Source organism: Aeromonas sp. S13(2024), from assembly GCF_041402405.1.
GTDB lineage: Bacteria > Pseudomonadota > Gammaproteobacteria > Enterobacterales > Aeromonadaceae > Aeromonas > Aeromonas veronii.
Genome location: NZ_JBGLRA010000009.1, coordinates 130,870 through 149,370 on the forward strand (window position 1 = coordinate 130,870; position 18,501 = coordinate 149,370).

Genomic DNA, 18,501 nt, shown 5'->3' on the forward strand with positions numbered 1-18,501 from the left:
AACATATGGCATTTGTTTTAGCCTGAGGAAGAGAAGCATGACCGACGATCCGTGGGCACTGTGTCACCTTGACGATTCGTTTGATGCCTCTGTGCTGGGGGTCAAGGGCGCCCAGATCCAGTGGTTTGAAGACAGGGATGGCCTGATCGCGTTCCTTCTGGAAGATTTTGTCGACTTGCTGGCCGATGTGGGCGAGCTGGACGAGGAGCAGACTGAGCAGGCGCGCGAGCGCTTCACCCTGCTGGTGGAGCAGAGCTTCGACGATCGCACCCTGATGGATGCCATCAACGATCTCGCCTCCGGCCTGCGCCGCATCGCCTGGTTGGGGCCGCTCTCGGAGCTGGCCGAGATCAGTGACGAGTTTGCCTCCGGCCTGCGCCGCTATTTCTGGAGCCAGTACGACGGGGACGAAGATGACCCGGACGCCTGGGTGCCGGAAGAGCTGTGGCCACAACTGGTGGAGTGCGCGCAGGAGTATATGGAAGAGGGCGAGTTCTGATTTCCCTCTCTCCTGTCATCGCAGCGATAAAGAATCGGCGCCTTCGGGCGCCGTTTCTATTGGCGCAGATGGCACGTCCTTATGGTGATCGGGCGCTGCCCTCTGGGGCAGTAGAAGAGACGGGCAGGGCCGCCATGGGGCGCTTGGTCATTGGTATAAGTAAAAATTGGGTCATTATCGGAAAAGTCATAAATTAAATTTATGCAGGAGAATCAGGCTCCCTCACGGTGCCTGCGAGCGCCGCCAGCGTTGTGGGAGGGGATCTGCCGATCTTCGCTATTGGCGCTGGCACTTATCCCGACAAGGGATCTCCCCGCCACAACCGGGATAAAAAACGGCGCCTTGATGGCGCCGTTTTTATTGGGTGGCAATCGCCTTAGCCGTTGGCCGGTACCGCGTGGGCGGTGTTGGCCAGCACCGGGCCTGTGTACTTCTCGATCTGCAGCTGGGCCATGTGGCCGCAGTTGCCTTGCGCCAGACTGGACGAGCCTTCGTCGAAGGTGAGGCAGTTGACGTTGCCGTTCTTGCAGATGCTGCCCGTTTCGCCCGGCTTGGCCGGGTCATACCAGGCCCCTTCGCAGATCCGCACCACCCCTTGGCGCACATCCTCGGAGAGCAGGGCGCCCACCAGAATCTGGCCGCGCTCGTTGAAGGCACGCACCAGATCCCCTTGGGCGATGCCGCGAGCCTTGGCGTCGGCGGGATGGATCATGATCGCCTCGCGGTCGGCGATGGCGAACTTGTCCCGCAGCGGGGTGTTGTCGAGCTGGGAGTGCAGCCGCTGGGTCGGGTGGGAGGTGTTGAGCGACAGCGGATAGCGCGCCGCCACCTCGCTCTTCACCCACTCCTTCGGCTCATACCATTTGGGATGGCCGGCACAGTCGGCGTAACCCATCCCCGCCACCGTGTTGGAGAAGATCTCGATCTTGCCGGACGGGGTGCCGAGCGGGTTGAGCAGCGGGTTCTCGCGAAAATCGGCGTGACGGATCCACTGGCGGTTGGCCTCGGGGATCGGGAAGCGAATGTAGTTGTTGGACTCCCAGAACATGTTGAACGGCGGCAGCGCCACGCGGGCACCACGGGCCTGCGCCGCCATGCCGTCGTACATCTGCTTGAGCCACAGCATCTCGTCTTTGCCTTCGGTGTACTGCTCCTGCACGCCCAGCTTGGCGGCGATGGCGCTGAAGATGTCGAAGTCGTTGCGGGCTTCAAACTGGGGCGGCACGCACTGGTGCATCGGGAACACATAGCGCTGGGAGTAGTCGCCACCCATCTCCAGATCGTTGCGCTCGTAGCTGGTGGTGACCGGCAGCACGATATCGGCGTGCTTGGCGGTGGCGGTCCAGTAAGGCTCGTGAACGATCACGGTCTGCGGCTTGCGCCACGCCTGCAGCAGGTTGTTGGTGTCCTGATGGTGGTGGAAGGGGTTGCCGCCCGCCACGTAGACCAGCTTGATGTCCGGATAGGTCACCTTGCGGCCGTTGAAGTCGATGGTCTTGCCCGGGTTGGCGAGACAGTCGGCGATGCGGGCCACCGGGATCGGTGCCGGGCTGTTCTTCGGTGCGTTGCCGGCGGAGATACCGGCCAGAATGCCGCCCTTGGCGGTGGGGCTGCCACCGGAGGAGTAGTGGTAGCTGAAGCCGTAGCCGCCGCCCGGCAGGCCGATCTGGCCCAGCATGGAGGCCAGAGTGACCAGCATCCAGTTCGGCTGTTCGCCGTGCTGCTGACGCTGCATGCCCCAACCGGCCATGATCATGGTGCGTTTGGTGGCCATGTCGAGAGCCAGCTGGCGGATCACCTTGGCATCGACGCCGCAGACGGTGCTCGCCCACTCGGCGCTCTTCGGTTGGCCGTCATCCTTGCCGAGCAGATAGTCCAGAAACTTGTCGAAACCGACGGTGTAGCGATCGAGGAAAGCCTGATCGTGCTTCTTCTCGCTGTAGAGGGTGTGGGCCACACCCAGCATCATGGCCACATCGGTGTAGGCGTTCGGGGCAATCCACTCGGCGCCGACCAGCTTGGCGGTCTCGTTGTAGATGGGATCGATGCTGATGACGCGGGTACCTTTCTCTTTCAGCGCCATGAAGCCGGCCTGACCCTCGTGATCCGGCATGTTCCAGCTGTTCTTCAGGGTGACCTGGGCGTTGACCCCCCACAGCACCACCAGTTCGGCGTTCTCCACCACGTTGGGCCAGGCGGTCTGCTGCTCGTACACCTCGATGGAACCCATCACGTGGGACATGATCACCTGAGCCGCGCCGGTGGAATAGTCACCGGCATAACCGGTGAAACCGCCGGAGAGGTTCATCAGGCGGTGCAGCAGGGTACGGCTGTTGTGGAACATGCCGACGCTCTTCCAGCCATAGGAACCGGCGTGGATCGCCTGCGGACCGAAGTCACTCTGAACCCGCTGGATTTCACCGGCCACCAGTTCGATCGCCTTGTCCCAGCTCACTCGCACCCACTCGTCGGCACCGCGTAGCTCGGGTTTGGCGCCCGGGCCGTGCTCCAGCCAACTCTTGCGTACCATGGGGTATTTGATGCGGTTCTTGGCATGCACCTGGAACGGCGCCATGTCGATGAGATCGTTTGGCGCCGGATCATCGGCCACCGGCTGGACGCGCACCATGCGGCCATCTTCGACGATCGCCTCGAAAGCACCCCAGTGGGCGCCGGTCAGAATGCCCTTCTGGGCGGGCACCAGGGTCGGGAACTGACTCAATGCGGTGCTGATGGCTTGCGCCAGCGCACTCTTGGGAAAAATGCCGCCGAGCAGGGGCAGGGCTGCGCAGGCGCCGAGCCCCTTGAGCAGGTTGCGGCGGGACAGATTAGTCTTCTTGTCATTGAAAAAAGTCATAACGGTTTTCCTCTGTGCCAGCCTTAGTGGGCCGCGCTCATGTCACTGGCGTGTTTCTGGACATACTGGGTCAACATGCGAGCCTGTTCCGGGGTCAGGGAGGTACGAGATTCCATCCCCTTGATGACGCCGATCCACTGGTTGGCATTAAAGTGATCCAGCGCGGTGAGGCCGTGGCAGCCGGTACAGTTGTTGGACATCAGGGTGGAGGCGTATTGCCACAGCTTGCCCTGATCGCCGATGAGCTGGCTCTGGTCGACCCAGGCGGTCAGCTTGACCTGATGCCAGGTGAGGTTGGTGGCGCTGTCGGTTTCGCTCTGGCCGGTGACCAGCGCTTTCTTGGCGGCATCGCCGACCAGTACGCTGAGGATCCGCTTGCCCGGTGCGGCGTAGAACACTTCGCTCACGCCATCCTGTTGCCAGCCTTCGATCTGCACCTTGGCGCGGCCGTTTTCGTTGGCCAGCACTTCCACCTTGGTGGAGGGCATCAGGGTGCCTTCGTCGGTCTTGGCGGCAGCATCGAGGAACAGCGGGGTGGTAGCGATGGCGTAACGGGTGGTGACGTTGGCCGGGGTCTGGGCCGCAGCCTGCGCCAGCTCGCTGGCACCGGCGGCAGCCAGGCCGCTCATGTCAGGCATGATGTGGGCGACACCGCGGTGGCAGTCGATACAGGTCTGGCCTTCCTTGATGGCGACCGGGTGCTCGGCACGGGCATTGGGGCGCTGTGCCAGAATGTCCATCGCCTCGTAGCTGTGGCAGCTGCGGCAGGTAGCGGAGTCGTTGGCTTTCAGCTCGTCCCAGACGGACTGGGCCATCCGCAGCTTGTGGGCTTCATACTTTTCCGGGGTATCCAGCGTGCCGATCGCCTCGTGATAGATATCCTTCACGGCGCGGATCTTGGTCCACAGGTAGGAGGTGGGGTCGCCCGGGATGTGGCAGTCGGCGCACTCGGCGCGGATCCCCTTGGTGTTCTGGAAGTGGACACTGCCCTGATACTCGGCGAGCGGAGTCTGCATGGAGTGGCAGGAGACGCAGAATTCGGTGGAGCTGGTCTTGTGCAGCACTGTCACGGTGACACCCAGTGCCGCGACACCCAGCAGGGCCCCGAGCAGCAGGAGCCAGAACCAGGTTTTTCTTATCAGTTTTCCAATCATGGCGGCGTTTTCCTACGGTCAATAATTACCTACATAGTACTAGTCCAATAGTAGTAGTAATGATAGGGATAAGGCGTTGACCTCCATCATGGTTTATATTTTTGATTGTTGTCACATTTTGTCTTTTGTTTTGTTATTGATTGATTTATCGAATTAAATTCAGTTGTTTTCTGTTTTATCTATTTGTGCACTTTCCGCGACAGCTGTTAGCCCCCTCGCAAAACCCTACAAGATTCGCTGATATAGTGAGCAGTGAGCCTCAACGGAGTGTCGCTGATGAGCCCTTTCTCACTGCTGTGTGTCGCCGCCAACGTGCAACTGCTGGCCGAATTCGAACAGGAGTTGGCTCCGCTGCTCGGCCATTTCGCGCTGGTGGTGGTGGTCGGTCAGGGGTCGGCTGAGCTGGCCTTGGACGAGCTGGATCGCAAGGGGCAGCCACCCGCCGTAGTGGTGTGTGACAGCGAGCTGGGGGATGGGCGAGGGGCCGATTTTCTGATCCGCCTCGGCAGCCGTCACGAGGCGTGCCGCAAGATCCTGCTGGGCAGCCAGCCGGAGATGAAATCGATCATCGAGGCGGTGAACCTCGGTCGTCTCGACTACTACCTGCAACGCCCCTGGCGCGATGGCAGCCTGCGCCGTGCGGTGATCGAGCAGGCCAGCCATTTTGTATTGCAGCGTCCCGAGGCGGACCTGCTGAGCTATGCCGCTGTGCTCGACAACCAGAAGCTGCTGCGAGCCCACGTCGATCGCCAGTTGGCAGCCTATCGGCAGGGCTTTATGGATTACACCCACTGCAGCGATGAAGAACTCTCCCGGGTGGTGATCGACGGCCTCTACCAGTTTTTCGAGGGCAATGACGAGGAGCGGGTCTGCCGCCACTACAGTCCGGGCCATGTGCTGACCCGCGAGGGGGAGCCCAACAGCTTCCTCTGGTTTATCGCCAAGGGGGAGGTGGTGCTGCGCAAGCGGGACGAGCAGGGGATCGATCAGGAGGTAGTGCACTACCGTACCGGCTCGCTGGTGGGGGGCATGTCATTTGTGACTGGAGAACCCGCCTTCACCACCGGCGTGACTCTGACCGGTGCCGAGGTGATCAAGCTCGACAAGCTGCAATTCTCCCGGGTGATGCAGGCGCGCAGCGAACTGCTCCCCTCCTTTACCAACCTGCTGCTGCGCCACTTCAATCGCCGCCTGCAAAACAGCATCCGCACCGAGATGCGGCTGCAACAGACCCTCAACTCCCTCGATGCCGCTCACGCCCAGCTGGTGGAGAGCGAAAAGATGGCGATGCTGGGTCAGCTGGTGGCCGGTGTCGCCCACGAGCTGAACAACCCGGTGGCGGCCATTATCCGTGGCAGCGAGACCCTGCGGGCCGCCATCCCCGATCTGGTCAATCTCGAGCTGCCAGCACCCATCAAAGGGCTGGGCAACCAGACCCTCTGTCAGGCGCTCTCCTCACAGCCGGTCTCGACCAGCGAGATCCGTGACAAGACCCGGCAGGCTGAGGGGCGCTTTGGTGATCGCCAGCAGGCGCGGCTGGCGGTACAGATGAATCTGGATGACGAGCTGAACTGGCAACGCTGGTTTGCCAGCCGCACTGCCGACGAGCGGGAGGCGCTGCTCTCCCGGCTGGAGCTGTTCCAGCAGACCGGCAGCTTCCTGCGCAATATCGAGGTGTGCGCCCGTCGCATCGGCGATCTGGTCAAGAGCCTCAAGCAGTATGCGCGGCAGGATCGGGCCGAGCCCTCGCTGGTAGACCTGCACGAGGGGCTGGAAGATACCCTGATGATTTTCGAAAACCGCCTAAAGCATCTTGAGCTCTGCAAGGAGTACCAGCCGCTGCCGCTGGTGCGCTGTCACCCCATCGCCCTGCAACAGGTGTGGACCAACCTGATCGCCAACAGTCTGGATGCCATGAGCGGCCCGGGGCGACTCACCATCCGCACCGGGTTGCTGGATCCCGAGTGGGTCATGGTAGAGATCGAGGATAGCGGTTGCGGCATCGAGCCCGAGCTGTGGCAGCGGATCTTCGATCTCAACTTCACCACCAAGCGGGAGGGACATTTCGGCCTCGGGATTGGTCTGAGCGTTTCGCTGCAGATAGTGCAACAGCACCACGGCCGGATTGAGGTGGCCTCGGAGCCTGGCCGTTACACCCGGATGCGGGTCTGTCTGCCGCTGGACGGCATGGGGCAGGCCGGTTACGGGGGCGAACCTCATCACAACAAGGAGCATGCGGCCTGAGCCGTCGCCAGCATCAATCGCGCGGCGTGCCAAACCATGTCGCCAAGGAGGAGCAATGAACAAACACTATCTGATCCTGTGTGTGGACGATGAGCGGGAGGTGCTGGATGCGGTGATCCACGATCTCGCCCCGTTCCGTTCCCACTTCGAGCTGGAAGCCGCCGAGAGCGTCGATGAGGCGCGAGCGGTGGTGGAGGAGTGGGAGCGCGACGGCAACAAGCTGGCGCTGATCCTCTGTGACCACATCATGCCGGGAACCCTGGGGGTCGATTTTCTGGTAGAGCTGAATCGGCGAGCCACCACCCGCGCCAGCCGCAAATTGCTGCTGACCGGACAAGCGGGGCTGGAGGCCACCGTCGAAGCGGTCAATCGTGGCGGGTTGCACTACTACCTTGCCAAGCCGTGGAAGCTGGAGACCCTGCAAGAGGCGGTGCGCGAACAGCTGACCGATTATCTGCTGGCGGAAGATGGCGAAAATGCCTTCCACTATGCGCCGCTGCTCAATCAGGCGCGGCTGTTTGCCGCCATCCACGATCACCCGTTCGACGAGTAGGGGAAGTTGGGCTTTCGCGGTGGCAGTTGTATACTGTCTGCATATACAGTATTGCAGGTAGCCACCGATGCGACTCTTTATCGCCGAGAAGCCCACGCTGGGACGCGCCATTGCCGATGCCCTGCCCAAGCCCCACAAGAAGGGCGACGGTTTTATCGAAACAGCCCAGGGGGATGTGGTCACCTGGTGCATCGGCCATCTGCTGGAGCAGGCCGAGCCCGATGCCTATGACGCTGCCTTCAAGCAGTGGCGGATGGAACATCTCCCCATCATCCCCGCCCAGTGGCAGCTGGTGGCCAAGCCCAAGACCAAAACCCAGCTCACCGTCATCAAGCGGCTGATCAAGCAGGCCGACTGCGTGGTCAACGCCGGTGACCCGGACCGGGAAGGGCAACTGCTGGTGGATGAGGTGATCGACTTTCTCGGCTACCCGAAAACCAAGCCGGTGCAGCGCTGCCTCATCAGCGATCTCAACCCACCCGCGGTGCGCCGCGCCCTCGACAAACTGAGGGATAACAAGGAGTTCGTGCCGCTGGCGGTCTCGGCGCTGGCCCGCAGTCGGGCCGACTGGCTCTACGGCATCAACATGACCCGCGCCTATACCCTGCTCGGGCGCAAGGCGGGTTGCAGCGAGCTGCTCTCGGTTGGTCGGGTGCAGACCCCGCTGCTGGGGCTGGTGGTGCGGCGGGATCTCGAGATCGAGGCCTTCGTGCCCAAACCCTTCTACGAGGTGCTGGCCCATCTGCTGACCGATAGCAACGAGCGCTTCACCGCCAAGTGGCTGCCATCGGAAGCCTGCCTGCCGTGGCAGGATGAGGAGGGGCGGGTGCTCAATCGGGCGCTGGCCGACAAGGTGGTGAGCCGGATCAACGGCCAGCCCGCTCAGGTCGAATCGGTGGAGGAGCAGGCCCGCAAGCAGGCGGCGCCGCTGCCCTACAACCTCTCCAGCCTGCAGATCGATGCCGCCAAGCGCTTCGGCATGGATGCCAAGCGGGTGCTCGATATCTGCCAGAGCCTCTACGAGCGTCACAAGCTCATCACCTATCCGCGCTCCGACAGCCGATATCTGCCGACCGACCACTTCAAGCGGGCCGAGCAGGTGCGCGGTGCCATCGCTGCCACTGCTCCTGCGCTGGTCAAGGCGGTTGCCGAGGCAGACGGCAAGATCCGCAGCAAGGCGTGGAACGACAGCAAGGTGGATGCCCACCACGCCATCATCCCCACCGAGAAGCAGGGCAACCCCGCCACGCTGGGGGCCGACGAGGCGAAGCTCTATGGCCTGATTGCCCGACAGTATCTGCTGCAGTTCTATCCCCCATTCGAATACAACGACAGCAAGGTGCTGCTGCGCATCGCCGGTGGTCTGTTTCAGGCCAAGGCACGGCGCATTCTGAAAGCGGGCTGGAAGGCGCTGCTCGGGGTGGAGGAGGATGACGACGAAGAGAAGGCGGGCACGCTACCCGCGCTGAAGGAGGGCGAACAACTGTTCTGCGAGCGGGGCGAACTGCAGGAGAAAATGACCCAGCCGCCCAAGTCGTTCACCGATGCCACCCTGCTGGCGGCCATGACCGGCATCGCCCGCTATGTGCAGGATCCCGAGATCCGCAAGACCCTGCGCGACACCGACGGTCTCGGCACAGAAGCGACCCGGGCAGGCATTATCGACCTGTTGTTCAAGCGCCGCTTTCTGGTGCGTCAGGGCAAGAGCATCAAGGCGACCCCGACCGGGCGGGCGCTGGTGCAGGCGCTGCCTGCTAGTGCCACCACGCCGGATATGACGGCGCTGTGGGAGCAGAGCCTCGGCCAGATCGCCGAGCGTCACGGCAGCTACCAGCAGTTTATGGGGCCGCTCACCGAGCAGCTCAACGGTCTGATTGAAGGGGCGCGGCAGGACTCCGGCGCCAGCTTCAGCGCCCTGCCCAAGGAGGCGCCGGGTGCCGGCAAGCGGCGTTTTACCAGGCGCAAGAGTCCGGCGGCCAGCACGACTGGCGGGCCCCGACCGCGCAAGACGACCAGCAAGCGCCAGACCAGGGCGGCATAACGAAAAAAGGCGCCCATCCCGGGCGCCAAAGGCATTGTTGTCAGGCTGCCTGAGTGGACAAGCTGGCACGGATCCTGTGCTGGTAGTGCAGAACCACACCGAGAAACACCAGATCCTTGAACAGGAAGAACTCGGTGACTGGCACGCCGTCAACCATCTTCCAGACACCTGTCAGGGTCAGCAGGAAGCTCAGCGTCGCCAGGAAGGTGACGATAGCCCCCATGCTGCACCAGTAACCGATACGAGGTTGCCACAGACCCACGACCAGTCCGATGGCGATCACTATCTCGACCACCCCGATCAGGTTCGATACGCTCTGTTCCGACAGGGGGCCATAGAGCCAGCTCATCAAGGGGTGGCTGGCTACCAGTGGTTTGATGGCGGCTGCCTCTGTCGGGGTAAACTTGAAGACGCCGATCCAGAGCAGGGTCAATACCACGCCCGCCAGGGCGACAAGAAAGCCTTTGTCATGTTGCTGCATGGGGGGGCTCCTTGTTTAAGGGGTCAGAGTGACGGGCGGGAAGTCGATCTCGGTCGCCGCCAGGTGGTTGCCATAGTTGGTCAGGGTATTGACCACCACCTGGCCGAGCACCTCCAGCAGCAGCTCGTCATCTACGCCTGCGGCACGGGCGCTAGCAAGCTGCTCGTCACTGATCACCCCGCGCTGACTGACCAGCGCTGTTGCCAGTTGCAGCAGGGCGTGATCAAGGGGAGCCGAGGCCTGGCCGAGCCGGGCAGCCCGGATCTCCTTGGCCGAGAATCCGGCCTTGCCCGCCAGTAGTGTGTGGGCAGACAAACAGTATTGGCAGGCGTTGGCTTGACCTATGGCCAGTGCCAGCAACTCCCGTTGTGAGGCAGTGAGGCGCCCCTTGCCAAGCGCCTCGGCAAAGGCCAGGAAGCCATTGAGCAGGGCTGGCGAGTGGGCTAGGGTGGCGTAGAGGTTGGGCACCATGCCCAGATTGCGGTGCAGGGTGGCCAGGGTCTGGGCGGCTGCGGGTTGCGGTTGGGATACGGGTTGGATACGGCTCATGATCTTCTCCTGTGGTAGTGAAGGTACGGGAGACAGTGTGCCGTCATTCGTGATACGGTTTATCACTCATCGTCTGCAATTAAATACTATTCGTCTCAAATATGGATCCGCTCTCTGCCCTGTTGGTTCATGCCTCCCCCGAAGCCAAGATCTTCTTCGCCGGCAACCTGTGCCAGAACTCCTCCAGTGATGATTACCCGAGTGGCGGACATCTTCATCTGCTGCGCAGTGGCGCCGTCATGTTGCGTGAAGAGGGGGGCGCCAGCTTGCTGCTCGAGGAGCCGACCCTGATCCTGTTCCCTCGGGGACGTCCTCACAAGCTTGAACCCAGAACGCTGGGGGGTTGTGATTTGGTGTGCGCCAATGTCGCATTCGGCAAGGGGGGGTCATCGCCGTTGCAACTGGCATTACCGGGCTCGCTGGTGCTGCCGCTAAGGGAGTTGCCTGCCCTGACGCCGGTGCTGAGTCAGCTGTTTGACGAGGCGTTTCACCCCCGCTACGGGCAGGATCCGCTGATCTCCCGCTTGCTGGAGGTACTGTTGATCCTGCTGCTGCGTCATCTGGTCGAGCAAGGGGTGTGTCAGCAGGGGATGCTGGCAGGTATTTCCGATCCCCAGTTGGCCAAGGCGATCTCGGTGATGCATCAGCGTGGGGATGAACCCTGGACGGTGGCCACGCTGGCGCGGGAGGCCGGCATGTCGCGAGCCCGCTTTGCCGCGAGGTTTCAGGAGCGGGTTGGTCAAGCGCCGCTTGGTTATCTGACCCACTGGCGCATGGCGCGAGCCTGCCAGCAACTGCTGGCGGGGGAGCCCATGGTGCAGGTGGCGCTGGGGGCGGGGTACAGCAGCAGTGTTGCCTTTGGTCGGGCATTCGAGCGGGAGCTGGGGGTGAGCCCGGGGCGCTGGCTCAAGGCGCAGCAACAAGCCGAATAAAAAACGGGGCAGCCAGTGGCTGCCCCGTTTTCATAACCGGTCAGCCGGTATAGACGTTCTCTTCCGGATAACGGATGCGGGTCTCGACCGGGCGGGCCAGCATAAAGGCCAGGGTCAGAGGGCCGAGACGGCCGCAGATCATCACCAGTACCAGGATCAGCTTGCCCGGCTCGCTCAGGGAGGCGGTGATGCCGGTAGAGAGGCCGACGGTGGCAAATGCCGAGATGGTCTCGAACATGATTTTGTCGAACGGCAGATCCTCGGTCACCATCAGCAGGAACATCGCCAGCATCAGCACCATGGTGCTGACGATGATGATAGCCAGCGAGCGGGTCACGATCTGGGGCGACAGAGTGCGGCCAAAAGCGGTGACATGGGGCCGTTTGGTCAAAAACGCCTTGGTCGCCAGCAGCACAACCGCGAAAGTGGTGACTTTGATACCACCACCGGTCGAGGTGGCACCGGCACCGATAAACATCAGCATCATCAGGAACAGCAGCGCCGCCGGGGTCATCAGCCCGATATCTATGGTATTGAAACCGGCGGTACGGGCACTGGCAGATTGGAAAAAAGCCGCCAGCAGCTGGCCACCGATACCGGCCTTGCCGAGGGTGCCGGGGTTGTTGTGTTCCAGCAGCCAGAACATCAGGGTACCGGCCAGCAGCAGCGCCGGGGTCATCAGCAGCATCAGCTTGCTGTGCAGCTTCAGCTTGCGCCAGCGGCGGTTGCGCACCAGATCGACGATGACGGTAAAGCCGATCCCCCCCAGGATCAGCAGGCCGGCGATGGTCAGGCTGATGATGGGGTCGTCTCTATAGTCGATGAGGTTGTTGGCAAACAGCGAAAACCCGGCGTTGTTGAAGGCCGAGACCGCGTGGAAGAAGCTGACATAGAGGCCGTGCACCCACCCCATCTCGGGCACCCAGCGGATCGCCATGATGCCGGTGCCGATCAGCTGGGCAATAAAGGCGAACAGCACGATCCGTTTGACCAGCTGAATGATGTTGACCGAGCCCTCCTGTCCCAGCGCCTCCTTGGCCAGTACCTGTTGGCGCAGACCGACCCGCTTGCTGAAGATGGCGATCAGCAGCAGGGTCATGGTCATCTGGCCCAGACCACCGATCTCCATCAGCATCAGCAGGAAAATCTGCCCCTGCAGGGTGAAGGCGGTGCCGGTATCCACCACGCCAAGACCTGTCACGCTGATGGCCGAGGTGGCGGTAAACAGGGCGTTGACGAAGGTGACCTCGCCATTGTGGCTGGAGGGTTGCACCAGAAAGATGGTGCCAATCAGCAGAATGATCAGAAAGCTGCCGAGGATCAGCCGGGCTTCGCTCCAGCGAGAGTCCTGCTCCCGATGGAGGGCGAAGGCGTAGCTGCTGCGCCAGTTGATCATAGGGTTTCGAGCCAGTGGTCGATGGCGTGCTTGTTGCCCGCCAGGATCAGGATGTCGCCCAGTTGCAGCTCCATCTTGCCGGTCAGCACGTTGTGGAGCACGTCACCACGCTTGATGGCGAGCAGCTGGAAATCGCTCTGTTGCAGCAGATGGAAGTCGCCCAGTTCCCGGCCGTTCTGTTGCAGGCCAATCACGAACTCGGTCAGCACCATGTCGTGGCCCAGCTCCAGATAGTCGAACAGCCGGTTGTCCAGCATGCTCTGGGCGACCCGGCGGCCCATGTCCCACTCCGGGTTGATCACCTTGTCGGCGCCCACTTTCTGCAGGATCTTGGCGTGGAACTTGTCGCGCGCCTTGACCCACACCTTCTTCACGCCCGCCTCTTTCAAGACGAGGGTGGTGAGGATGCTGGTCTCCAGGTTGTCACCGATGGCAACGAAGACGATATCGAAATTGGCCAGTCCCAGCTCGGCCACGGTGGCCTCATCGGTGGCATCCGCCACGATCACGTGATTGCAGAGGGCGGCGATTTGGCGGGTCTTGCTCTCGTCGATATCGATGGCCAGTACTTCGGCATCTTGCCGTTGCAGCTCTTCGCACAGGGCGCTGCCAAACAGGCCCAGGCCGATGACGGCAAACTGGTTGTTCATGAGTTATTCCTCAGCAGTTGAAGTCGCCTACTCTAAACCACTGCTATTCCCCCGAAAAGGGCTCGGGTTTTTCGTCATGGGGTAACTTGAGGTAGACTGCGCCCTTGCACCAAGCCGGGATAGACCGATGAAACTGAATGCCAACGCCTCCTTGTTGAAGCTCAACACCCTTGCCCTCGATGCGTACTGCCTCTGGCTGGCCGAGGTGGAGCAGGTTGCCGATCTGGCGACCCTGCGTGCCGATCCGCAGTTCAACCAGCTGCCGCGCCTCAATCTGGGCGGCGGCAGCAACATGCTCTTCACCACCGATTTTCTCGGTCTGGTGGTGCTCAACCGGCTCAAGGGGATTACCGCTGAAGATGGTGGCGATCACTGGTTGCTCCATGTGGCGGCCGGTGAAGATTGGCATCAGCTGGTGCGCCATACCTTGCAACAGGGCTGGTTCGGGCTGGAGAATCTGGCGCTCATTCCCGGCACGGTCGGTGCAGCGCCGGTGCAGAACATCGGTGCCTATGGCGTTGAGCTGGCCGACTTCTGCGCCTATGTCGAGGCGTTCAACTGGCAGAGTGGCGAGATTGAACGGATCGCGGCGGCAGAGTGCCGCTTCGGTTATCGCGACAGCATCTTCAAACACGAGTATCAGGATTCCCACCTGATCACCGCCGTCGGGCTCAAACTGCCCAAGGCGTGGCGGCCGGTGCAGGGCTATGGCCCACTGGCGGGGCTCGGTGACGCGCCTTCGGCGCAGACCATCTTCGATACCGTCTGTGCCACCCGCATGGCCAAACTGCCGGATCCTGCGGTGCTCGGCAATGCGGGCAGCTTCTTCAAGAATCCGGTGGTGCCTGCCGCGCTGGCGGAGAATCTCAAGGCGCGCTATCCGCAGATGCCCTGCTATCCGGCCGGAGAAGGGCAGGCCAAGCTGGCGGCGGGCTGGCTCATCGATCAGTGCGGGCTGAAAGGTTTCGCCATCGGCCGCGCCGCTGTTCATCAGGAGCAGGCGCTGGTGCTGGTCAATCTGGGGGGCGCCAGTGCCATGGAGCTGATCGCGCTGGCGGCCCATGTCCGTGACAGCGTGGAGCAGACGTTTGGCGTGGTGCTGGAGCATGAGGTGCGCTTTATGGGCGCGCACGGTGAAACCTGGCTCGACGAGGTGCTCTCATGACGTTGACTCCCATCAGACAGACCCTGATCACCCTGCTTAGCGACGGCCAGTTTCACTCCGGCGAACAGCTGGGTGAGCAGCTCGGCATCAGCCGGGCGGCGGTGAGCAAACACATGGCGGCGCTCAAGGAGCTGGGGTTGGATCTCTTTAGCCTGACCGGCAAGGGCTACCGGTTGGCGGTACCGATGGCGCTCTATGATCAGGCTACCTTGCAGGCACTGGCCCCGATGGCGCCGGTGCACTGTTTCCCGGTCATTGGCTCGACCAATCAACACCTGTTGGATCGGGTCAATGAGCTGCGCTCCGGCGAGAGCTGTCTTGCCGAGTGTCAGACAGCCGGGCGCGGTCGTCGTGGCAAACCCTGGATTTCGCCGTTTGGTTGCCAGCTGATCCTCAGCATGTACTGGCGACTCGAACAAGGCATGGCGGCGGCCATGGGGCTGAGTCTGGCGGTCGGCGTGGCAGTGGTTGAAGCGCTGGAGTCCCTTGGTTATCAGGGGGTCGAGCTCAAGTGGCCGAATGACCTCTACTATCAGGGCCGCAAGCTGGCGGGCATTCTGGTAGAGATGAGTGGTAGCGCCGGGGCCAGCTGTCATCTGGTGATCGGCATCGGTCTCAATCTGGCGATGCCTGCCCGCGAAGGTGAGAAGATCGATCAGGCCTGGGCCGAGCTGCGCCACATCAATCCCGAGCTAGTCGATCGCAATCAGTTGGCGGCCCGGATGATCGTCCATCTGCAGCGGGCGCTGCACACCTTTGAGCAACAGGGGTTGGCAAGCTTTGTCGATGAGTGGAATCGGCTCGATCACTTTGCCGGTCGCCCGGTGCGCCTGCTGATGGGAGATCAGGAGATCCGCGGCATCGCCCGTGGCATCGACGATCGCGGCGCCCTGCGACTGGAGACAGCTGAAGGGATCAAATTCTATCTCGGGGGCGAACTCTCCCTGCGCCGGGGCGACTGAGGGTCAGCAAGGCCGCTCATGATGCCAAACAAAGAGGGGGCCCGCGGGCCCCCTCTTCGTTATCCGGCAACTGCAGTCATCATTTACGCAGCTTGATCTGTTCGATGGCGTGCTCATGGCCCTTGGTCATGATCAGGTTGGCACGCTCACGCGTTGGCAGGATATTTTCTTTCAAATTCAGATAGTTGATATCTTGCCAGATGTTGTTGGCGATCTGGGTCGCCTCACTCTCCGCCAGCTTGGCGTAGTTATGGAAGTAGGAGTCGGGATCCGAGAAGGCGCCGCTGCGGAATTTCAGGAAGCGTTCGATATACCAGGTACGCAGCAGTTCGGCATCGGCATCCACATAGATGGAGAAGTCGACGAAGTCCGACACGAAGACCCGATGGGGCTCCTGAGGGTAGTCCATGCCGCTTTGCAGCACATTGAGCCCTTCCAGGATCAGGATGTCCGGCTGCTCCACCACCTTTTTCTCATCGGGAATGATGTCGTAGATAAGGTGGGAGTAAACCGGCGCTTCGACCTTCTCGTGACCGGCGCGGATATTGGCGACAAATTCCACCAGATGGCGGATATCGTAGGATTCCGGGAACCCCTTGCGGCGCATCAGGCCGCGCTCTTCCAGTACCTTGTTGGGATAGAGGAAGCCGTCGGTGGTGACCAGCTCCACCCGCGGATGTTCCGGCCAGCGCTCCAGCAAGGCCTGCAGAATACGGGCTGTGGTACTTTTGCCCCCCGCCACGCTGCCGGCAATGCTGATGATATAAGTGCCCTTGCCGCGGGACTGGCCGAGGAACTGCTCCAGTACCCGGCTGCGACGCTGTTTGGCTTTGACATAGAGATTGAGCAGGCGGGAGAGAGGCAGATATATCTCTTCCACTTCCCGCAATGACACCTTCTCGTTGATCCCGCGCAGGGTCTGCAGATCGTGTTCGGTCAGGGTCAGGGGGACCGAATCGCGCAATAACGCCCATTGTTCGCGGGTGAATTGCAGATAGGGGTTATGCTCTGTCGTCATGGTGTCATCACTGTTTCTTGGGCACGGCGACCATACACCAAGGGGGGGGGAGCGACAAGGGACGCAGCAGGATTGGCTTGTTTGCCCCCGCTTTTTTGCAAACTTCCCAGCAATAAAGCATATTTTGCCGGGTTCAATGGTTGCATCCCCCAAAACCTTACAATAAAATGCGCGACGCTTGACTGTCTGTCGTCTATTTGCCGTGCAAAAGCGATAAACACAACGGGTGCAAGCAGAATTACCGTTGTGACAATCTGGCGTCTGGAGGGGTTCCCGAGCGGCCAAAGGGATCAGACTGTAAATCTGACGGCTCTGCCTTCGAAGGTTCGAATCCTTCTCCCTCCACCATATTTCTCTGCGGTTTGAGTTCTTTGGGTTAGAGAAATGCGGGCATCGTATAATGGCTATTACCTCAGCCTTCCAAGCTGATGATGCGGGTTCGATTCCCGCTGCCCGCTCCAAGATGCTGATATGGCTCAGGCGTTAGCAGAGCCGCACCCTAGGGTGAGTTCGGCAAGCGAACCAGCCATCAGTACCTCTCTCTTTCCCACCAGATTCAAATCCATCATATAAACTGTTCTGTGGTTAGCTTGCCACCGCGTACTCAGCGTTAGTTTAGAGGGACGATCATGTCTAAAGAAAAATTTGAGCGTAATAAACCGCACGTTAACGTGGGTACCATCGGCCACGTTGACCACGGTAAAACCACCCTGACTGCAGCTATCACCAACGTGCTGGCCAAGCACTTCGGTGGTAAAGCTTTCGCCTTCGACCAGATCGACAAGGCACCGGAAGAGCGTGAGCGTGGTATCACCATCAACACCTCCCACGTAGAATACGACACCGCTACCCGTCACTACGCCCACGTAGATTGCCCGGGTCACGCCGACTACGTTAAAAACATGATCACCGGTGCTGCCCAGATGGACGGCGCGATCCTGGTAGTAGCAGCGACTGACGGCCCGATGCCGCAGACTCGTGAGCACATCCTGCTGGGTCGTCAGGTAGGCGTTCCGTACATCATCGTGTTCATGAACAAGTGCGACATGGTAGATGACGAAGAGCTGCTGGAACTGGTCGAGATGGAAGTTCGCGAACTGCTGTCCGAGTACGACTTCCCGGGTGATGACCTGCCGGTAGTCCGTGGTTCTGCACTGAAAGCGCTGGAAGGCGAAGCTCAGTGGGAAGAGAAGATCCTGGAACTGGCTGGCCACCTGGACAGCTACATTCCGGAGCCGGAGCGTGCGATTGACCAGCCGTTCCTGATGCCTATCGAAGACGTATTCTCTATCGCTGGCCGTGGTACCGTAGTAACCGGTCGTGTAGAGCGCGGTATCGTTAAAGTTGGTGAAGAAGTGGAAATCGTTGGTATCAAAGATACCACCAAGACCACCTGTACCGGCGTTGAAATGTTCCGTAAGCTGCTGGACGAAGGTCGTGCAGGCGAGAACATCGGTGCACTGCTGCGTGGCGTGAAGCGTGAAGACGTAGAGCGTGGTCAGGTACTGGCCAAGCCGGGCACCATCAAGCCGCACACCAAGTTTGAATCTGAAGTGTACGTACTGTCCAAAGAAGAAGGTGGTCGTCATACCCCGTTCTTCAAAGGCTACCGTCCGCAGTTCTACTTCCGTACTACCGACGTGACCGGTACCATCGAACTGCCGGAAGGCGTAGAGATGGTAATGCCGGGCGACAACATCAAGATGGTTGTTACCCTGATTGCGCCGATCGCGATGGACGACGGCCTGCGTTTCGCTATCCGTGAAGGTGGCCGTACCGTAGGTGCTGGTGTTGTAGCTAAAGTTATCGCTTAATCTTTGGCTTACATAAATAAAGCAAAGCCCCTATAATAGGGGCTTTCTTATGCAGGGGCGTAGTTCGAATTGGTAGAACAGCGGTCTCCAAAACCGATGGTTGCGGGTTCGAGTCCTGCCGCCCCTGCCATATACCTCGTCTCGTACGGGGCTTTTGTGTCTTTGGTTACGTCAGATACAGGTGGG

The 18,501-nt window shown here is 61.0% G+C and carries 15 protein-coding genes and 3 tRNA genes; 11 read left to right on the top strand and 7 right to left on the bottom strand.

The genetic code is table 11. The annotated features are described in order from the left end of the window. Positions 1–37 precede the first annotated feature (37 nt). Positions 38–499 carry a hypothetical protein gene (locus tag ACB042_RS13500; RefSeq protein WP_005339830.1) on the top strand — a complete coding sequence of 154 codons (462 nt, stop codon included), beginning with the start codon at positions 38–40 and terminating at the stop codon, positions 497–499. A 376-nt stretch (positions 500–875) separates the two neighbouring features. On the opposite strand, the gene torA is transcribed toward ACB042_RS13500, so the two are convergent. Together torA and ACB042_RS13510 are read right to left on the bottom strand one after the other, a co-directional pair. Next, positions 876–3,356 (bottom strand): trimethylamine-N-oxide reductase TorA, encoded by a 2,481-nt coding sequence (torA, locus tag ACB042_RS13505; protein ID WP_371178557.1) that lies wholly within the window; start codon positions 3,354–3,356, stop codon positions 876–878. Between the two features lie 23 nt (positions 3,357–3,379). After that, on the bottom strand, positions 3,380–4,510 hold the full coding sequence (locus tag ACB042_RS13510; RefSeq protein WP_005339847.1) for a NapC/NirT family cytochrome c: 1,131 nt from the start codon (positions 4,508–4,510) through the stop codon (positions 3,380–3,382). A 276-nt stretch (positions 4,511–4,786) separates the two neighbouring features. Between ACB042_RS13510 and ACB042_RS13515 the strand changes: the two genes are divergently transcribed. The 3 genes from ACB042_RS13515 to ACB042_RS13525 all read left to right on the top strand — a co-directional run bounded on the left by ACB042_RS13515 (position 4,787) and on the right by ACB042_RS13525 (position 9,348). After that, the gene (locus ACB042_RS13515; RefSeq protein WP_368152879.1) at positions 4,787–6,754 is read left to right on the top strand and encodes an ATP-binding protein; all 1,968 of its coding nucleotides are present in this window, start codon (positions 4,787–4,789) and stop codon (positions 6,752–6,754) included. A gap of 55 nt (positions 6,755–6,809) precedes the next feature. Further along, complete coding sequence (locus ACB042_RS13520; RefSeq protein ID WP_042054822.1) at positions 6,810–7,307, top strand: response regulator; 498 nt, start codon at positions 6,810–6,812, stop codon at positions 7,305–7,307. Between the two features lie 67 nt (positions 7,308–7,374). Beyond that, positions 7,375–9,348: a DNA topoisomerase III gene (locus ACB042_RS13525; protein ID WP_371178558.1), complete on the top strand. Its 1,974-nt coding sequence runs from the start codon at positions 7,375–7,377 to the stop codon at positions 9,346–9,348. A 40-nt stretch (positions 9,349–9,388) separates the two neighbouring features. Here ACB042_RS13525 and ACB042_RS13530 read toward each other — a convergent pair whose 3' ends face one another. Together ACB042_RS13530 and ACB042_RS13535 are read right to left on the bottom strand one after the other, a co-directional pair. Continuing rightward, positions 9,389–9,829, bottom strand: coding sequence for a DUF417 family protein (locus ACB042_RS13530; RefSeq protein WP_005357613.1), 441 nt, complete (start codon positions 9,827–9,829; stop codon positions 9,389–9,391). Positions 9,830–9,844: 15 nt separating this feature from the next. After that, positions 9,845–10,378: a carboxymuconolactone decarboxylase family protein gene (locus ACB042_RS13535; protein ID WP_139459433.1), complete on the bottom strand. Its 534-nt coding sequence runs from the start codon at positions 10,376–10,378 to the stop codon at positions 9,845–9,847. 101 nt (positions 10,379–10,479) lie between these two features. On the opposite strand from ACB042_RS13535, the gene ACB042_RS13540 reads away from it, so the two are divergent. Then, positions 10,480–11,310, top strand: a complete 831-nt coding sequence (locus ACB042_RS13540; protein WP_040070028.1) for an AraC family transcriptional regulator — start codon at positions 10,480–10,482, stop codon at positions 11,308–11,310. A 40-nt stretch (positions 11,311–11,350) separates the two neighbouring features. Here ACB042_RS13540 and ACB042_RS13545 read toward each other — a convergent pair whose 3' ends face one another. Both ACB042_RS13545 and ACB042_RS13550 read right to left on the bottom strand, forming a co-directional pair. Beyond that, on the bottom strand, positions 11,351–12,706 hold the full coding sequence (locus tag ACB042_RS13545) for a TrkH family potassium uptake protein (RefSeq protein WP_005341850.1): 1,356 nt from the start codon (positions 12,704–12,706) through the stop codon (positions 11,351–11,353). After that, complete coding sequence (locus ACB042_RS13550) at positions 12,703–13,356, bottom strand: TrkA family potassium uptake protein (protein ID WP_005339863.1); 654 nt, start codon at positions 13,354–13,356, stop codon at positions 12,703–12,705. The genes ACB042_RS13545 and ACB042_RS13550 overlap by 4 nt, the downstream gene beginning before the upstream one ends. A 127-nt stretch (positions 13,357–13,483) precedes the next feature. Here ACB042_RS13550 and murB point away from each other — a divergent pair, with 127 nt between their 5' ends. Further along, on the top strand, positions 13,484–14,521 hold the full coding sequence (gene murB / locus ACB042_RS13555) for a UDP-N-acetylmuramate dehydrogenase (RefSeq protein ID WP_371178559.1): 1,038 nt from the start codon (positions 13,484–13,486) through the stop codon (positions 14,519–14,521). Beyond that, positions 14,518–15,483, top strand: coding sequence for a bifunctional biotin--[acetyl-CoA-carboxylase] ligase/biotin operon repressor BirA (birA, locus tag ACB042_RS13560; protein ID WP_100647047.1), 966 nt, complete (start codon positions 14,518–14,520; stop codon positions 15,481–15,483). The genes murB and birA overlap by 4 nt, the downstream gene beginning before the upstream one ends. A gap of 79 nt (positions 15,484–15,562) precedes the next feature. Here birA and coaA read toward each other — a convergent pair whose 3' ends face one another. Further along, positions 15,563–16,501 carry a type I pantothenate kinase gene (gene coaA / locus ACB042_RS13565; RefSeq protein ID WP_371178560.1) on the bottom strand — a complete coding sequence of 313 codons (939 nt, stop codon included), beginning with the start codon at positions 16,499–16,501 and terminating at the stop codon, positions 15,563–15,565. A 263-nt stretch (positions 16,502–16,764) separates the two neighbouring features. Here coaA and ACB042_RS13570 point away from each other — a divergent pair. The 4 genes from ACB042_RS13570 (at position 16,765) to ACB042_RS13585 (ending at position 18,445) form a co-directional block, all read left to right on the top strand. Beyond that, positions 16,765–16,849, top strand: a tRNA-Tyr gene (locus ACB042_RS13570). 38 nt (positions 16,850–16,887) lie between these two features. After that, positions 16,888–16,962 (top strand) — tRNA-Gly (locus ACB042_RS13575). Positions 16,963–17,130: 168 nt separating this feature from the next. After that, positions 17,131–18,315: an elongation factor Tu gene (gene tuf / locus ACB042_RS13580; RefSeq protein ID WP_074042664.1), complete on the top strand. Its 1,185-nt coding sequence runs from the start codon at positions 17,131–17,133 to the stop codon at positions 18,313–18,315. 53 nt (positions 18,316–18,368) lie between these two features. After that, positions 18,369–18,445 (top strand) — tRNA-Trp (locus tag ACB042_RS13585). The last annotated feature ends 56 nt before the right edge of the window (positions 18,446–18,501 follow it).

What these genes read in the sequence shown, in the direction of transcription:
- ACB042_RS13500 (WP_005339830.1), top strand. Translation starts at nt 38, where the DNA reads ATGACCGACGATCCGTGGGCACTGTGTCACCTTGACGATTCGTTTGAT.
- torA (WP_371178557.1), bottom strand. Translation starts at nt 3,356, where the DNA reads ATGACTTTTTTCAATGACAAGAAGACTAATCTGTCCCGCCGCAACCTG.
- ACB042_RS13510 (WP_005339847.1), bottom strand. Translation starts at nt 4,510, where the DNA reads ATGATTGGAAAACTGATAAGAAAAACCTGGTTCTGGCTCCTGCTGCTC.
- ACB042_RS13515 (WP_368152879.1), top strand. Translation starts at nt 4,787, where the DNA reads ATGAGCCCTTTCTCACTGCTGTGTGTCGCCGCCAACGTGCAACTGCTG.
- ACB042_RS13520 (WP_042054822.1), top strand. Translation starts at nt 6,810, where the DNA reads ATGAACAAACACTATCTGATCCTGTGTGTGGACGATGAGCGGGAGGTG.
- ACB042_RS13525 (WP_371178558.1), top strand. Translation starts at nt 7,375, where the DNA reads ATGCGACTCTTTATCGCCGAGAAGCCCACGCTGGGACGCGCCATTGCC.
- ACB042_RS13530 (WP_005357613.1), bottom strand. Translation starts at nt 9,829, where the DNA reads ATGCAGCAACATGACAAAGGCTTTCTTGTCGCCCTGGCGGGCGTGGTA.
- ACB042_RS13535 (WP_139459433.1), bottom strand. Translation starts at nt 10,378, where the DNA reads ATGAGCCGTATCCAACCCGTATCCCAACCGCAACCCGCAGCCGCCCAG.
- ACB042_RS13540 (WP_040070028.1), top strand. Translation starts at nt 10,480, where the DNA reads ATGGATCCGCTCTCTGCCCTGTTGGTTCATGCCTCCCCCGAAGCCAAG.
- ACB042_RS13545 (WP_005341850.1), bottom strand. Translation starts at nt 12,706, where the DNA reads ATGATCAACTGGCGCAGCAGCTACGCCTTCGCCCTCCATCGGGAGCAG.
- ACB042_RS13550 (WP_005339863.1), bottom strand. Translation starts at nt 13,356, where the DNA reads ATGAACAACCAGTTTGCCGTCATCGGCCTGGGCCTGTTTGGCAGCGCC.
- murB (WP_371178559.1), top strand. Translation starts at nt 13,484, where the DNA reads ATGAAACTGAATGCCAACGCCTCCTTGTTGAAGCTCAACACCCTTGCC.
- birA (WP_100647047.1), top strand. Translation starts at nt 14,518, where the DNA reads ATGACGTTGACTCCCATCAGACAGACCCTGATCACCCTGCTTAGCGAC.
- coaA (WP_371178560.1), bottom strand. Translation starts at nt 16,501, where the DNA reads ATGACGACAGAGCATAACCCCTATCTGCAATTCACCCGCGAACAATGG.
- tuf (WP_074042664.1), top strand. Translation starts at nt 17,131, where the DNA reads ATGTCTAAAGAAAAATTTGAGCGTAATAAACCGCACGTTAACGTGGGT.